At 33.4% G+C, this 16,518-nt stretch carries 13 protein-coding genes; 5 read left to right on the top strand and 8 right to left on the bottom strand.

What is annotated here, in order from left to right; genetic code table 11:
• Positions 1-24 precede the first annotated feature (24 nt).
• On the bottom strand, positions 25-4,329 hold the full coding sequence (locus tag CN601_RS07420; protein WP_098170649.1) for a S8 family serine peptidase: 4,305 nt from the start codon (positions 4,327-4,329) through the stop codon (positions 25-27).
• 329 nt (positions 4,330-4,658) lie between these two features.
• Positions 4,659-5,288, bottom strand: coding sequence for a HEAT repeat domain-containing protein (locus CN601_RS07415; protein ID WP_098170648.1), 630 nt, complete (start codon positions 5,286-5,288; stop codon positions 4,659-4,661).
• A 156-nt stretch (positions 5,289-5,444) separates the two neighbouring features.
• Between CN601_RS07415 and CN601_RS07410 the strand changes: the two genes are divergently transcribed.
• Together CN601_RS07410 and CN601_RS07405 are read left to right on the top strand one after the other, a co-directional pair.
• Positions 5,445-5,651, top strand: a complete 207-nt coding sequence (locus CN601_RS07410; protein ID WP_098119511.1) for a hypothetical protein — start codon at positions 5,445-5,447, stop codon at positions 5,649-5,651.
• Between the two features lie 170 nt (positions 5,652-5,821).
• A complete protein-coding gene (locus CN601_RS07405; RefSeq protein ID WP_218923236.1) occupies positions 5,822-7,477 on the top strand; it encodes a ribonuclease J in 1,656 nt (551 codons plus the stop codon).
• A gap of 39 nt (positions 7,478-7,516) precedes the next feature.
• Here the strand turns inward: CN601_RS07405 and ligD are convergent, their stop codons facing one another.
• From ligD to CN601_RS07385, 4 genes are all read right to left on the bottom strand, one after another.
• On the bottom strand, positions 7,517-8,761 hold the full coding sequence (gene ligD / locus CN601_RS07400; RefSeq protein WP_098170646.1) for a DNA ligase D: 1,245 nt from the start codon (positions 8,759-8,761) through the stop codon (positions 7,517-7,519).
• 10 nt (positions 8,762-8,771) lie between these two features.
• Entirely contained in the window at positions 8,772-9,716 is a 945-nt protein-coding gene (locus CN601_RS07395; protein WP_098170645.1) for an ATP-dependent DNA ligase, read from the bottom strand.
• Between the two features lie 13 nt (positions 9,717-9,729).
• Positions 9,730-10,566: a non-homologous end joining protein Ku gene (gene ku, locus CN601_RS07390; RefSeq protein ID WP_098170644.1), complete on the bottom strand. Its 837-nt coding sequence runs from the start codon at positions 10,564-10,566 to the stop codon at positions 9,730-9,732.
• A gap of 645 nt (positions 10,567-11,211) precedes the next feature.
• Entirely contained in the window at positions 11,212-12,444 is a 1,233-nt protein-coding gene (locus CN601_RS07385) for an MFS transporter (RefSeq protein WP_257131642.1), read from the bottom strand.
• A gap of 156 nt (positions 12,445-12,600) precedes the next feature.
• Between CN601_RS07385 and CN601_RS07380 the strand changes: the two genes are divergently transcribed.
• Both CN601_RS07380 and CN601_RS07375 read left to right on the top strand, forming a co-directional pair.
• The gene (locus CN601_RS07380; RefSeq protein ID WP_098170643.1) at positions 12,601-13,074 is read left to right on the top strand and encodes a DUF2243 domain-containing protein; all 474 of its coding nucleotides are present in this window, start codon (positions 12,601-12,603) and stop codon (positions 13,072-13,074) included.
• Positions 13,064-13,834 (top strand): cytochrome c oxidase assembly protein, encoded by a 771-nt coding sequence (locus CN601_RS07375; RefSeq protein WP_179865481.1) that lies wholly within the window; start codon positions 13,064-13,066, stop codon positions 13,832-13,834. Before CN601_RS07380 ends, CN601_RS07375 begins: the two co-directional genes overlap by 11 nt.
• 132 nt (positions 13,835-13,966) lie before the next feature.
• Here the strand turns inward: CN601_RS07375 and CN601_RS07370 are convergent, their stop codons facing one another.
• The gene (locus CN601_RS07370; RefSeq protein ID WP_098170641.1) at positions 13,967-14,341 is read right to left on the bottom strand and encodes a MerR family transcriptional regulator; all 375 of its coding nucleotides are present in this window, start codon (positions 14,339-14,341) and stop codon (positions 13,967-13,969) included.
• Positions 14,342-14,480: 139 nt separating this feature from the next.
• Here CN601_RS07370 and CN601_RS07365 point away from each other — a divergent pair, with 139 nt between their 5' ends.
• Positions 14,481-15,254, top strand: a complete 774-nt coding sequence (locus CN601_RS07365; protein WP_098119519.1) for an SDR family NAD(P)-dependent oxidoreductase — start codon at positions 14,481-14,483, stop codon at positions 15,252-15,254.
• Between the two features lie 25 nt (positions 15,255-15,279).
• On the opposite strand, the gene CN601_RS07360 is transcribed toward CN601_RS07365, so the two are convergent.
• Positions 15,280-16,497 carry a helix-turn-helix domain-containing protein gene (locus CN601_RS07360; RefSeq protein ID WP_179865480.1) on the bottom strand — a complete coding sequence of 406 codons (1,218 nt, stop codon included), beginning with the start codon at positions 16,495-16,497 and terminating at the stop codon, positions 15,280-15,282.
• Between the last annotated feature and the right edge of the window lie 21 nt (positions 16,498-16,518).

The following is a 16,518-nucleotide window of genomic DNA, read 5'->3' as shown; positions in this document are numbered from 1 at the left end:
TTTTAATATAAATCTATTATCCAATTACTCTAATCCAAGATCCGTTAAAACATCATCTAAAGTTTTACCTTTATATTTCTTAGCTGCCTTAGGTGAATTGTCATTCCATGGATTTTGCATTTGGTAGTTATAAATTACATATTGCATATCTTTCTCATCAACTACACCATCATAGTTAATATCTGCATCACGTTTATTTGTGCCCCAATATGTCTGGATGTATAGAGCATCTTTCACGTCGATTACATTATCTTTATTCACATCGCCACCAGGGATATAGCTATAATCAACTGGTTTAGATCCTGCAGTAACTTTACCGTCTTCTTTTAAACCAACTGTAAAGTCTTTCGTGAATGTGAAATGTCCTGGTACGTCAATTGATAATGTGAATGGTTTATCTGTAATAGGTAATCTAGATGTGAAACCTTGTGGAGCAGATACACTATAACCTAAAGGATCTGCTACTCCGTATTCTTTTCCATTTGAATCTTTTACACTAATTTTTGAACCAGCTTTATTATAGTCAATCTTAGTATTCATTACTGGATTCCCTAAATTATCAAACCCTGAAGCTAATCCTTCTGCTTGAACCGCACCTCTCATTAGAGAATAAGTCGGAGTGATATAGAAATAAGGTTGAACGCCTTGTGTTGTTACACTAGTATTATCCACATTCGTATAAACAGCTTTAAAGAATCTAGATGTACCAGTTGGATCTTCGAACTGCATTCCACCTTTGTAGAATTGGTCTTTTGCTTTGAAAGTTAAGTCTACTAAAGAAGTATCTCCAGTAATACCTGTCGTCGCAAGGTCTCCAAGAGCTGTTGCCGTGATCGTCATAACATTGTACGTACGGTTAAAAGGTGTAGTTGTGTATTTAACATCTAATTTTCCATCATACGATCCATGTGGCTTTACATTCATAACGTCTAGGTACGTATTTGGATATAAGAATGAGTATTCAGCTTTTTTTACTGGTGTTGCGATATTTTTCGTTGAGAACGTTACTGTTGTAGATTCTCCCATGTTGATTCTTTGTTTTTCAGAAATTGCCGTTGTATAAGACGTTCCTTTTTTAATAAAGTATACGTCTCTAAAGCTTCCATAGTTTTCTACAGTTGATTTATCTCTGTCATAGAAATCATACTCTGTAATTGGTAATGTGTTTGGACCAGCTGTAGCTAATGGAATTGTCGAATTGAAATTTCCATTTTGATCTACTGGAATATTAATTTCAGCAGAATTATTTGGATTATAATAATACATGTGATTGTCGCCTTGTGAAGCAGTAATACCAGCTGCTTGCATTTCAGCTATGTTTTTATCAAATGCATTTCCTGTTACAGTAACAGTTTTATCTGTTGCATTAGCAGTTTCAACGATTTGACCTGCATTGTAGTTCATCGTAACTTTTGGTTCTTTCTCTCCGTAAAAAATTGGAGCATCACTAGTGAAGGTTGCACCTTTATCATTTGTACCAACCATTCTAATTTTCCATAATCCTGGGTCAATTTCCTTATAATCAAACGTAATTGGGCTATCAGGATTTCCTGTTAATGGATAATATTGTCCATTGTTCAATACGCCACGGAAATAATATTGAATCCCTTCTTCTGCACCCATTCCATCTGCTGTACCAAGATAACCGATTTCTTCGTTTGTTTTCGGATCTACAAGGAAGAAGTCAAACGTACGCATATGAGATTTCACTTTAAAGTCCACACCAACTGACCACTTTGTTGCATTGCTACCTGCTTCATACGGTAGGGTGAAAGCTGCTGGGTCTCCTTGTACATAATCAATTCCTTCATCAACTGTATGAATTGCAAACGGAATTTTATACGTTTCGTCAGGGTTCTTTTGATTTGTATAGATAACATACCCTTCATACGTTCCAAGTTTTGCAGTTTTAGGAACATTGATCGTAGCATCCATATTCGCACTGCTATATCGTTTCACTTTTATAGATGATTTCACATCTAATGTAACGCCATTAGCTGCAGCATCTTGGTCTGCTCTAGAGTCATTTGTGAAGCGTGCGTCTAATGTTTGGAATTGAACTTTTACATCGTATGTTTTATCTTCAGAGCTTTTATTAAATAAAGTCATCGAGCGTTGATCTGTAATAGCTTTACCATTAGCAGCCTGTTCGCCAAAGCTTAATGCTCCAGTAATATTCTTAATTGTTTTGATTCCCTTGCTTGCAAGAGTAATCGTACTATCTGAATTATTAGCATCGCTACTTAATGTCTTAGTTTTGTCTTTGACTTGAATTTCTGTTTGTGAATGAACAGCTTTGTATGGATTAACAAGACCTGCTCCAACTTCATAAACACTATATTTATCGTTCAATGGATCAGCTGTATTCATAAGTGTTGCTTTAATGTCAGCTGGTGTCATGTCTGGGTGAGCTTGCTTCAATAATGCTGCAACCCCTGAAACATTTGGTGTAGCCATCGATGTACCAGATAAGCGTTCATATGCATATTTATAATCAGTTAATGGATTTCCATTATCGTCTTTATGCATAAAGGATGGTACAGTTGAGTATACAGATACACCTGGTGCAGTGACCTCTGGTTTAATATCATATAATACACGTGATGGACCTCTTGAGCTAAAATCTGCTAATTTATTACCAGTCGTTAAAGTTTGGCTCATATTTCCGAATGTAAAATCGACGGTATTTCCTTTCATTGCTTCACTTGATGGGATTTTAATTTGAATATTAAAACCTTGCGCACTATTTAATAAAAATGTTGGAATATATCCATAAACATTCCCTAAATAAACATCTGGTAATGTATCTCCTGATGTATTCATTAAAACAACAGCTTTTGCTCCATGTGATTTAGCTCTTTTAACAATTTCTTCTATACCTAAGCTACCACGTTGTGCAAGGACAATTTTTCCTGTTACATCGATTGGAATTGTATAGTTACCGTTTGCATCTCTTTTATAGTAAGCATTTTCCGTTCCTTGAGCCACATTAATCATTTTGTACGTTTTCCCTTGAAAATCCGCTACATTATCAGAAAGCCCTTGAGCAGCTAGTTTTAAATCAGCTGGTAGTACATCACCAGTTGATGGTTTTGCAGTTGCTGAATAATTTGGAATTGTATTAGCTGTATCACTCGCTCCAACTGTGATTGCTAATGGTGAATTCCCTGGAGTTCCTAATGTATACATCTTATTTCCAGAGTTTCCTGCCGCAACAACTGCTGTAACCCCTGTTAATACAGCATTATTTACTGCAATTGCAGTAGGGTATAATGGATCGTTATAGTTCGCTCCTAGTGACATACTAATGATGTCCATTCCATCTGAAACTGCTTTGTCAATACCTGCTAATATTGCTGAAGTTGCACCAGACCCATATGGGCCAAGAACTCGATAAGCATAAATATCAGCATCTGGTGCAACCCCTGTTACCGAATTATCTGCATCAGTGTTTTTACCTTGCCCAGCAATAATTCCAGCTACATGCGTTCCATGTTCAGTATAATAAGCCTCACCATTTGATTCAGCTTGTCCAGACTTCTGCCAATCCGCATATGTTGTCTCCATCGGATCATTGTCATTATCAACGAAATCATACCCACCCTTGTAAGCACCTTTTAAATCTGGATGATTATAGTCGATACCTGTATCAATAATACCAACTTTAACGCCTTTACCTGTATAACCTTCTTCATGAAGTTTTTCAACTCCAGGGAATGTTACCATCGTATGTGTAGAAGCTTGTTGTTCAGATGTCCCAAGTTCTTTTGTTGTTGGGTCATCAAGCTGAACTTGTAAATCACTCCATACTGTTTGAACTGCACTAGATTTAAGCAATGCTTTTACTTTGTTAGCAGGAAGTGTCATTGCAACACCATTAAATGCTTTTTTATAAGAGCGCTTAATTTTATAAGGATTTTTCTTCTCTTTTAACTCTTTACTAAACATCGTTTTTAAATCTTGATCAAACGATTCATGTGAAACGTCTACTTTTTCTTGTGCGTCTGCTTTAGAAAGAGTAGTTCCATCTGATTCTGCTACCATAACTGCTGTATTAGCTGGCTTGTCTTTAAATTCTACGATAACAGAAGTTGTAGCATCGCTTGTTAAATCTACTTCAGGAGAAACTTGAAGTCCTGTTTTGTCACTAACTTTTAATTGTTTAATAGCCTCACGTTGTGCAGGTGTAAGTGCTGATAAAACTTGTTCTACTTTTGAAACTGATTGTGCATGAACATTTTGTGTAATATGCATTGGAGTAAATACGCTAGCTACAAGACCTGTTGTGATTGCAAGCGTTGTAACATTTTTTTTCATTTTCTTTTTCATCTTTTTCTTTCCCCCCTCTATTTATAGCTTTATTATAATGAGATTTGACAGAATTTTATTTTTAATAAATTACATCAAATTCAAATTTTTTTATAATTCGAACATTTTCAACAAAAAAGAACAGGAAAACCTATAAATACTGCAGGGTTGATAGAATAGGAAAATTTTATAAGTCTTCAATTCTTCAAAAAAGAACAAAAAAACAAACGGATCGCACTACATTAATCCGTTTGTTTTTTCTATAAATCAAATATTAAAGTTAGTTTTAGAGTTTACTTCTTACATACGCCCTACAACTTTTTAAGTCTTTCGCCGATGCTCAGATCACACTATTTTTTAAGCAGTTTTTTAATAACCTTTTCAACTCGTTTTCGTTTCGTCTCTTTTTCAATATCGTCCAACCTAGAATTAAGGGCCTCAATAAATAAATGTTTATTTTCTTCATTAATAATGTCCATTGATCTCTCTGCATACATCGGAAGCTGGTTTGTTGGACTTTTAACTAATTGATCAATTAATAGCTTAAATGTCACTTCTTCATACGTCTTAATTGAACATAGTTTAATAAGAATATTTACAACTTGATCTTTCGTAATGACTGACCCGTTGTCACCCGCTTGAATGATTTGTTCTATATTAGAAAATATTATTTCAGGGACATCATTTGTCATACTATTTATCGCGGTCATTGCTCCCCATTGAAGTCTATTGTTTTTACTATTTAATAGTGAAAAAAATTCATTTGTATAATCACTTAATAAAGAAGGTTGACGATCACCGATTTCATATAAAACTTTTATACAATCATTTTGGATGTTTTTATTTTTGTTTGAAAGGTTTTCAATTAACTCTTTTACAGCATCTTCATCGTTATGATCCGCAACTTGAATCGCTAATTCTATGTTTGGTTCTTCATCTCTTCGGTCTAAAGAACTTGCTAATTTCTCTATAACTGTCATATATCTTCCACCTTTCAAGTTAAACTATTTCTATAATTAGTATTTATCATTATGTACATTGGCTCAAGTCAGTACACGATATAAGTTTATTGACTAAAATACTAAATACATAATTTCTAATGAAGAAACCATCCTATTGTCAGGAGGTGTTTAAAAATGTCCGAACCAATACAACCAGGGAATAAAAAACTTCCCGATTTCAACGAATTAAATGATCGAATTATTGCTGAGCATGGTACAACTGGACCGACATTAGTCATAAAAACGAATTTAGATCCAAAAGATTCTACTGAAGATAATCCTTATTATCGAAACGAAACGCATACACCTAAAAAACCATTTAAAAATTATTTTGAAGAGTAATACGAAAAGTGAGTCGGTTTGCAACGACTCATTTTTTTGTGCACATACCATCACTTGAATGATTTTAATTCTTCCGTACATACTAAGAAAAATATGGCAATTTCTAGAGGGAAAATGTTACTACTTCTCAAAGTACTAGGAGGAATAAGATTTTGAGTCCAACAAAAAGTATGCTATCAGTCTTTGCCCTGGGCGGTATCAATGAAATTGGAAAGAATATGTATGCCATTCAATATTTAAAAGAAATCATTCTAATAGACTGTGGTTCGAAATTTCCGGACGAGAGTTTATTGGGTGTTGACTTGATCATTCCAGATATAACTTACCTAAAAGAAAACCAAGAGAAAATTAAAGGCTTATTTGTTACGCATGGTCACGAGGATCATATCGGCGGAATCCCATACCTTTTAAAGCAACTAAATATTCCAGTTTATGCTTCTAGATTAACACTAGGATTAATTGAACTAAAATTGAAGGAACATGGACTACTTGCTGAAACAGAACTAATTTTAATAGACTCCGATTCAATTATTAAATTTGAACACTTTTCAACTTCATTTTTTAAAACGAATCATAGTATACCCGATTGCTTAGGGATTGCATTTGAAACGCCTGAAGGTACAGTTGTACACACCGGGGATTTTAAGTTTGATTTAACTCCTGTAAATAATCAATATCCAGATATTCATAAAATGGCTGAAATCGGTAGTAAAGGTGTTTTATTACTATTATCAGAGAGTACAAATGCTGAACGGCCAGGCTCCACACCATCTGAACGGATTGTTGGCGAACATATAATTGATGCTTTTATGAAAGCAAAACAGCGAGTTATTATTTCAACTTTCGCCTCGAATGTACATAGAGTTCAACAAATTGTTGATGCATCGATAATCACAAATCGTAAGTTAGCTTTACTTGGAAGAAGTATGGTTAACGTAGTTCAAGTTGCTATGGAGCAAGGCTACTTAACCGTTCCAGAGGGTCTGTTGATTGATACTCATGAAATTAATAATTTTGCACCTGAAGCCATTACAATTTTATGTACAGGTAGCCAAGGAGAGCCTCTTGCCGCTCTTGCTCGATTAGCTAGCTCTAGCTTTAGAGGTGTTGATGTTTATCCTGGTGATACGGTGATATTTGCTGCATCACCAATACCTGGTAATGAACGAAGCGTTTCGCGAATTATCGATAATTTTTACAATCTCGGAGCAAATGTCATATATGGCTCAGGAAGTTCTACAGGAATGCATGTATCCGGACATGCTTATCAAGAAGAGCTTAAACTCATGCTAACATTAATGAAACCAAAATACTTTATTCCAATTCATGGCGAATATAGAATGCTTCATCATCATCGCGCACTTGCCGAATCGGTCGGAGTAGCACGCAAAAATATCTTCATCATTAAAAACGGCGATGTTGTCGATATTTTACAATCAGAGGCAATTCAAAGCCGAAGAATACCAGCAGGAAATATTTACGTAGACGGAATGGGAATTGGTGATGTTGGTAACATCGTATTAAGAGATCGAAAACAACTTGCTGAAGATGGCATGCTTGTAATCGTCATTACGATTAATAAGGCTGAACGAAAAATAATCTCTGGCCCTGATACAATTTCAAGAGGATTTGTTTATGCTCGCGATTCTGAAAGCTTACTAAAGGAAGTAAATAAAATCGCCATATCTTCTGTAAAAGAATTACTTGATGAAAACAAACTCCAATGGGGCGTTATGAAGCAAAATATTAAAAAATCCCTTGGGCAATTTTTATTTACTAAAACAAAGAGAAAACCAATGATCTTGCCGATTATAATTGAAATATAAAATCAAAAAAACTCCCTACACATTTTATTTAGGGAGTTTTTACTTTAATTGGCTTTCTTTAATTTTAGAAATTAAATTCACTAAAGAAATATTTTCTTGCTCAAAAAAGTCTTCCATTGGGCAAGGGCTATTTTCTAATCGATTTAAGACAAAAGGAATTGTAAAAGTTTCAATTTTTAATTCATCATTTACCTCATCCCAAAAAAGAGGAGCTGCAACTGTCGGTCTCTCCTTCCCCCTCGTTGAATATGGGCAAATAATTGTTTTTCCTTTTGCATGCTGTACATAATCAATATAAAGACGGTTGTTTCGATTTTTCTTTAACCTTTCTATTGTAAAATCATCTGGAAATTTCTCAATTAAATAATGCGCAATAAAAGATGTAAATACTCTTGTATCATCATAGGTTAGTGAATTTTCTTTAATTGGAATATGAACTTGAATCCCCTTACTTCCGGACACTTTTGGATAGCTTTTAATTTGAAAAGAGTCAAAAATTTTTTTCATTTCCAATGCGGCTTTTATAGCTAATGAAAAAGCATCCGTATTAGGTGGATCCAAATCAAATACGATTTCATTCGGATTCTCCGCATCATATGTTTGAAAAGGGATATGGTACTCAATTGCCAATTGATTGCCTAACCAGAGTAAGGTTGATACATCATTACAAATGATAAAATTGTTTCCTTCTTGTTCTTCAGTTTTAATAAAACTTGGGGCATAATCTGGACAATTTTTTTGAAAAAAAGATTCACCTTCTATTCCATTAGGAAAACGAATCGTTGTTAATAAACGATTTTTCAGAAATGGAAGCATGTAAATAGCTATTTGGGCTAAATAGGATAAAAAACTCTCCTTATTTATATAGGGACTTTTCCAAATTACCTTTTCCGGACTTGTGAGTGTTAGTTCTTGCTCTACAATTAGATTAGTTAACAACAGGCCATCCCAAGTACATTCTTTCCATGCTTGCTGTAACTGGAATGATAAAAATTTTGCATTTTTTAATTTTTCATTTACAATGCTTTGAAACTCCAATTCAATACAAATCCCAGGAACCACCGAAATTAAATTATTATCTGTCCCCTTTTTATTAGCTTCTATAGCTTGAATCAAAATGCTCTTTTCATCCTCACTAATTCCTTTTGAGAAAGAGCCAATTTGGACAATATCATTTCCTTTTATGATTCCAACTAAGAATTTCTCTAGCTTTAAATCAAATCCTAAAATAAAGAAAAGACCTATATAATTTCGATCTCGTTTACTAAATACGGATTTTTTCATTCCTTGCCCTCTAATCTAAAAAAGTACATTCTTTAGGATCTTTATCAACAAACGCTTGAATACTTGGTTGTCTTAATGAATGACCTTCAGTCCATTCAATAAATTGAACTTTAACCGTTAACAATTGCTGGATCCATTGAATTTCTTTTATTCTTTTTGGCTGATTACTAAACGGATTTTTTTCAATTTTGATTGATTCAATTACCGTCGTAAGATCTTTCCAGTCTGAATTCGTTAATTTTCCTGTTCCAACATGTCCAATATAGACGAACTCATTTTTCTCATTATAAAGCCCAACTAAAACTGAGTTAACAACACCTGACCGGTATGTTACCCCGCCAATGACAGCAATAATATCTTTATAATTTTTTACTTTTTGCCAAGCATCGTTCTTGCCGTTAATTAAATACTTGCTCGTGAGTTTTTTACATACAATTCCTTCTAAACCATGTTGTTTCGCAACATCAAATAATGCAACTCCATCTGTATTGCTTGGAACTACTTGTATGTGCTTGTTTGGCTTAATTACATCTGATAATAGCCCTTGTCTTTCTTGTAATGGCAGATCAGTTACCCATTCACCATTGTAAAAAAGAATATCAAATATCATATAGAAGATTGGTACGGCTTCAATAGCTGAATCGATACGGTCCAGACGTCGAATTCCATCTCTACGCATAACCTCATGAAAAGATGGATTGCCGTTTTGATCTAATGCAATGACTTCTCCATCTAGAATGATTGACTGAGCAGCAGTATAAGATTTTAGATTCGTTAGTTCTGGAAATATGTTTGTACGATCATTTAATTTGCGATTAAATAATTTAGCTTCCGTCCCATCAAAATATGTTAGGATCCTTACTCCGTCCCATTTTATTTGTGAGATCCATTCAGGACCGGCTGGAACTGAATTAGTGCCAATTGGTTCAAAAGGAAAAATTGGATTCAGCTCCATTATTGCCTCCTATTTAACTCGTTGCCTTTTTGGGAGCTCTTGTCTTAGACTTTTTCGGTGGTGTTGCCTGTCCTTTTGTTCGATCAATACTAGCTTGTAATGCCGACATTAAATCAACAACATTTTTTTGTTCAGCTGGTTGCTCTTGACCCGTTGCTATATAATCATTTTTATTAACTTTTTCAGAAATTAATTGCTCCAACGCCGTACGATATGTATCTGTATAGTTTTCTGGGCTAAAAGTTGTCGTTAATTGTTCAACTAGCATCATTCCAGCCTGTAACTCGCGCTCTGCCAATCCAGCTTTTTCAGGAACACCGCCAGGAAGGCTTTCGATTGCTCTAATCTCATCTGGAAAATGTAAAGTCTCTAGTATAATTGCGTTTTTATAAGGTCGAATCGCAGCTAAATGCTGTTTGCTTCGAATTGTTATTTTTGCAAGACCGATTTTTTTACTTTTCTTCAATATTTCTGAAAGCAACGCATAGGCCTTTGTTCCCCCAGCATCTGGACCAATATAATATGTTTTATCGAAATACACAGGATCGATTTCTGCAAGCTTAACAAAATCAATTATTGATACAGTTTTCAGCTCAAATTCTTCCTTTAACTTATTAATTTCCTCTTCAGTTATTTCTACTACCCGACCATTCGGTGTTTCAAAAACTTTAATAATTTCTTCCTGAGTTACTTCCTCATCACAACTAGCCACTTTTTTATATGAAATCGGCGATTTACAATCCTTATGGTATTGGCGAAACTTAATATCCTTGTCTTCAACAGCAGAAAATAATTTAACAGGAATCGTTACTAATCCCATACTGATCGTACCCTTCCAAACTGTATGCATACTTTCACTACCTTTATCATTTTTAAGAATAGCTTTTGTTAAAAGAAAAGGTTTAATTCAAGTAGCTCTATTTAGCAATTCTTTTAAACTAGATAAAATTAGAAGTTAAAAAATATCACTATAAATAAGTGAACTTACTTATTAAACCTTTATGAGTAATATTTTTTCTGATTTATGCTCTTTCACTTACTCATGAAGCCTCTATGAGTAACTCTTTTTCAGTTTTCTACCTTTTTACTTACTCATGAACCCTTTATGAGTAACTCTTTTTCATATTTCTGCCTTTTTTGTTACTCATGAACCCTCTATGAGAAACTCTTTTTCAGTTTTCTACCTTTTTTGTTACTCATGAACCCTTTATGAGTATCTAAATTTAAGATTTCTACCTTTTTACTTACTCATGAACCCTCTATGAGTAACTCTTTTTCAAATCTCTAACTTTTTAATTACTCATGAACCCTTTATGAGTAACTCTTTTTCAAATCTCTACCTTTTTACTTACTCATGAACCCCTTATCAGTAATTTCAATTTTCAATATTGAATTTTATCTCAATACAAAAGAATAAAGTTCACTAAAAATAAGTGAACTCTATTGTGTAGACTAAGTACTCAAAACTAGATTTTTACATATAAGTATGTGAACTCTACTTGTTACCTTGTGTCACTGGTTCTGGTTCTTGTTTTGGTTTAATAAATTTTATCGCTAAAATAACGCCAATTACAGCTAAAATAATTGATAAAAATAACATATAGTTGTCTGGCTTTTTCATTAAAAATGCAAAGGTTGGCGGTCCTGCAGCTACACCTACGAATCGTAAAGAACTATATAAAGACGTAATAGTTCCTCTTTCTTCTTTTTCAATTCCCTCTGTTATTAATGCATCTAAGCTTGGTAGTGACAATCCAATTCCCACTCCACTTATTAATAAGCTCGTAATAATCATATAAATGCTTTTCATAAAAATAGGAATTACAAAAGAAAGGCTAATAAGAATGAAACCAATGACGATACACTTTTTCATTGCCTCTTTTTGGTTTCCAATTTTTTTACCTGTCTTATATGATGTGTATGATAATGCTGCCAAAGGAATTGCCAATACGCAGCCTTTTAAAATACCAATAATTTGATAACGCTTCTCTAAAATTGACGATAGATAAAAAAGCATTCCAAATAAAACGAACATAATGATGGCACCTAAAATAAATGTTGTATAAAGCCATTTACCATTATTACGAAATATTCTCCGGATTGATCTTATAAATAATTTTAACTTTTTCTTATCTTTTTTTCCTTTTGGTTGTTGTTTTGGAGGTTTTACAAATAATAAAATTAAAATAATTGAAATAAGGCATAGCAACGGAATTGTTAAAAATGGCAAAAACCAAATGACTGCTGCTAATACTGACCCAAGTATTGGACTTAGTACTTTCCCAAAAGTATTGGATGTCTCAACTAAACCTAGCCCTTTACTAACTTCTTTTTCATCTTTAAACATATCCCCTACACATGGAATAACTACTGGCATTGCCCCTGCTGAGCCGATCCCTTGAACAATTCTCCCAACGATCAACCACATATATGGATTTTCTAATTTCCAGCATACCCAACCAGCAATAGTCCCACCAATTCCAGCAATAATTAAACTTGGAATAATAACCTTTTTCCGTCCAAAAAGATCTGATAAATACCCTGCTATAGGAATAAGAATAATCGCGAAGACTGAATAAACAGTAATAATCATCGATACTTTGAATCCTGATATATTTAGTTGTTGTTCTAATTTTGGTAGTACGGGAATCAACATTGAATTACCTAAAGTCATTACTAGAGGTACTGTAGATAGAGCCCATAAACTCCGCTTTTGTGTTTTATTCATACAACCTCCGCAATTAAGAAACTAAAAACAATCACAATCTTCATTTTCCCCAAGTATTGTATTTCGTTCGATTGTAATTTTTACTAATTACGATTTGATAAGTAAATGAAAGGGTAAAATGTAAAAAATACCATTTTAGAAAGTGAGCAATTATTTATGACAATTCAAACTAATACTTCAAATCATTATTTACATCTAAATCTATATTCAGGCGTTTTATTCGGGCTTGGGTTGGTGGCATTTTTTGATGAGGTGGTTTTTCATCAACTTCTTCACTGGCACCACTTTTACGATAAGTCAACTACTAGTGTAGGGTTAGTTTCAGATGGGCTATTTCATGCTTTTAGTTGGTTTGCAACAATTGCATCTTTATTTTTGTTTGCAAATTTAAGAAGAAAAAAAGCACTCTATCTTAAAAGATGGTTTGGAGGTTTGTTACTTGGAGCAGGAATTTTCCAGCTTTATGATGGAACCGTTCAGCATAAATGGTTGAAACTTCACCAAATCAGATATAATGTTGATCCTCTTCCTTACGATTTAACTTGGAATATTACTGCCACTGTTATGACTTTGATCGGTATCATTCTACTATTTAAAACGCGAAACAGAAGTGGTCAATTTGAACAATAAATTTTTTCATTACTTTCATTTGAATGCATTTGAATTCTTTATTATCTTGTTAATAACACTTTTAATTTTTAGTTATTTATTAGCTGCAACGAATAATAAAAAAAATGATTGGCCGAAAACTCGTTCTATATTATGGGTAACAGGAATGCTTTGTATATTAGTTTCTGTTATTGGACCTATAGCAAACTTAAGTCATCATCTATTTGTTTTCCATATGATTATGCACTTATTATTAGGAATGTTGGCACCCTTTTTTATAGCTTTATCTCGGCCAATCACATTATTACTTATATCACTACCAATTAAACATGCTAGGCGTTTATCGCGAGTTTTGAGAAGTACTCCAGTCCAACTATTAACTAATCCTGTTAGTACTTTAATTTTAAACATTGGAGGTCTCTGGGTTCTTTACACTTCTCAAGCTTTTTATTTAATTCATAACAATCTAACTCTGTTAGTACTTTTACATATTCATTTGTTTTTAGCGGGATATTTGTTTACAACTTCAATTATTTCAATCGAACCAACCTCCCATAAATACAGCTTTATTTTTCGTTCATTGATTATGGTCATTGCATTAGCTGGTCATGATATTTTATCGAAATTACTTTTTTCGAACGGGCTAGATCATTCTTTTTATGATGTTCAATCTGGAGCAGTGTTAATGTACTACGGAGGAGACTTTATCGATTTGCTAATAATAATTGTACTTTGTTTTAATTGGTATAAAGCAACTGCTTTTACTAAACAAATGAGTTAATGTAAATGGACTTAATTACCAACAATATTCTAGAATTTGATGCACAAAATAATCTTAAAATGCGAATTTTGATTTCTTAGCTCAAAAAAAAGTGTAAAAAATAAAACCTTATCGGATAGCCCGACTAAGGTTTTATTTTTCGACTTCGCTATTCTTATGAATAAAATCTTTATAAGATTTAATTTTTTGCTCTAACATTTGGTTCGTTTCATTTAACGTTTTTAACTGATTTTCGATTGACTGTTTATGCTCCTCCAATAATTCTAATCTAGCTAGTGAGGTGTGATCACCTTCTGTATATAAATGTGCATATTCTTTAATTTTATTAATGGGCATTTGTGTTTCTTTTAACTTTAGGACAAATCTTAACCACTTAATGTGTGATTCGGAATATAATCGTTCACCATTAGTAGTTCGATCTGGAAGTATGATATTTTCTTTTTCATAATATCGTAATGTATGAGTGCTTATTCCTAACGCCTTAGCAACTTCTCCAATTGAGTACATAGAGACCTCCAGTTATAGCAATAATATTTAAGTAAAAAACAGTTTGACTTAGAGTTTACTCTAACCAGTATAATGAATCTGTAAATGTAACACAACTAATTTAATTTTAGTATAAACAAGTTTATGAGGAGGAATTAAAATGAAAAAATATACTGTTATTACAGGAGCGAGTTCAGGAATTGGATATGAATCGGCACTTGCATTCGCTGCTCGTGGTAAAAATTTAATCGTTGTTGCACGTAGAACGGAAGAGCTTGAAAAGTTAAAATCTGAAATCGTAAAATTAAATGCTGATCTCGATGTTGTGATTAAAACCGCTGATTTGTCTGTTGTTAAAAACGCGTATGAGTTATATGAAGGGCTTAAAGAATATCAAATTGAAACTTGGATTAATAACGCAGGTTTTGGGAATTTTGCATCAGTTGGAGAACAAAATTTATCAAAGATTGAGAACATGCTTAATTTGAATATTGAATCCTTAACGATTTTAACTTCACTATATGTACGTGATTATTCAACAGTAGAAGGCACACAAGTAATTAATATTTCATCAGGTGGTGGATACACGATTATTGGAAATGCCATCACATATTGCGCAACTAAATTTTATGTTAGTGCTTTTACAGAAGGACTTGCCCATGAATTAAAAGAGCAAGGTGCAAAAATGAAAGCAAAAGTTTTAGCACCTGCAGCCACTGAAACGGAATTTGCGAAAGTATCATATGATTTAGAAGAAAACATCAAATTTGAGGGCGTTCTACCAAAATATCATACTGCCAAAGAAATGGCTGGTTTCATGTTGGACCTGTATGACAGTGAAAAGGTAGTAGGAAAGGTTGATGGAATTACATATGAATTCCAATTATTAGATCCGCTCTACCCTTATGCTTCAAGGCTAGAAAGAACAGAATAAGAGGAAATAGGGAAACCCTTAGTTCTCACGTATTCCCTACCCCTTGCCCTATTAAATGTGGATATTTAGTAGCCCTGTATTCTGTAGGGCTACTTTTTATATATTTTTTAAATATACGACTAAAGTAATTTGAATCTTGAAAACCAATTCGGGTCGCAATTTCTTGCATGTTTAAATCAGTCATTTCTAAATAAAAAATCGATTTTTCGATTCTAAGTCTATTTAAGAAATCGATTACACTTGTTCCCATTTCTTTTTTGAACAGATGACTAAAATGATACTTACTTAAACAACAATATTGTGCAATTTCCTCAAGTGTGATACTTGATTGATGATTTTCCATAATATATTTAGTTGCTTTTTTAATGATCGGTGTCATTTGATTATTAAAGGAGTTAAATATTTGGACTGTTAACCAATAGGCATATTCACAAACCTTAGTAACGAATTTATCATAACGAATAATATGATACAGTTCTTGAATTATTTGTGCGTTTTTCGACATTATGAGTGTTGCACTCACCCCGGACTCTACAACAACTCTTGAAATTAACATGATTAAATCGACTACTTCAGTCTTAAATACATCTTCATTTAATCTACATGCATTCGCTACTTTATCAAGAAAAGTATTTAACTGTTTTACGACCCCATCTTCGTCACCCATTCGAACAAGTGCTAGTAATTCAATTCGGTCTTCGGTTGAAAGTGCCCTTAATCTATTTTCCTCCACAGGTCTAATTCCACTATGAAAAATCAGCTTGTTCCCTTGGAAAAAACGACCTGACATCGATTTCCTTGCCTCTTCAAATGAATGGAATAAAAGATGCGGATCACTGTATTTTTTACCAATACCAATAGAAACCGTAATCTGAATAGATTCTAACGAATTTTGAATAGATTCTGCCATACTATAAATCTTTTTATTGAATTCTAACTCACTATCATTCTCTTCCAGTTCAATTAAAAGAGCAATTACCCCTTCTTCTATCCAATTCCATAAATAAGGAATTTCTACCGTTTTCTCAAGTTGATTAATGAGCTTATGGCCAATATCTTTTTTCCATTGCACTGGGCTTTCTAATACTAAATCAGGATAACGATCAATAGAAATCACCATTACAACATTCGGACAAGTATTAATGCCACATCTTTTTTGAACCTCATCAAAAGTTCCTACATGGACAAGTGTGCCAGAGAGTAACAAATTTGAAAAAGCTGATTGTGTGGCATTTCGATTCATTTTCATTCCCCTTTTTTAACT

The organism is Bacillus sp. AFS017336, assembly GCF_002555445.1.
GTDB lineage: Bacteria > Bacillota > Bacilli > Bacillales > Bacillaceae_G > Gottfriedia.
Note: the sequence above shows the minus strand (reverse complement) of the source record. Positions and strands in the feature narration are given on the sequence as shown.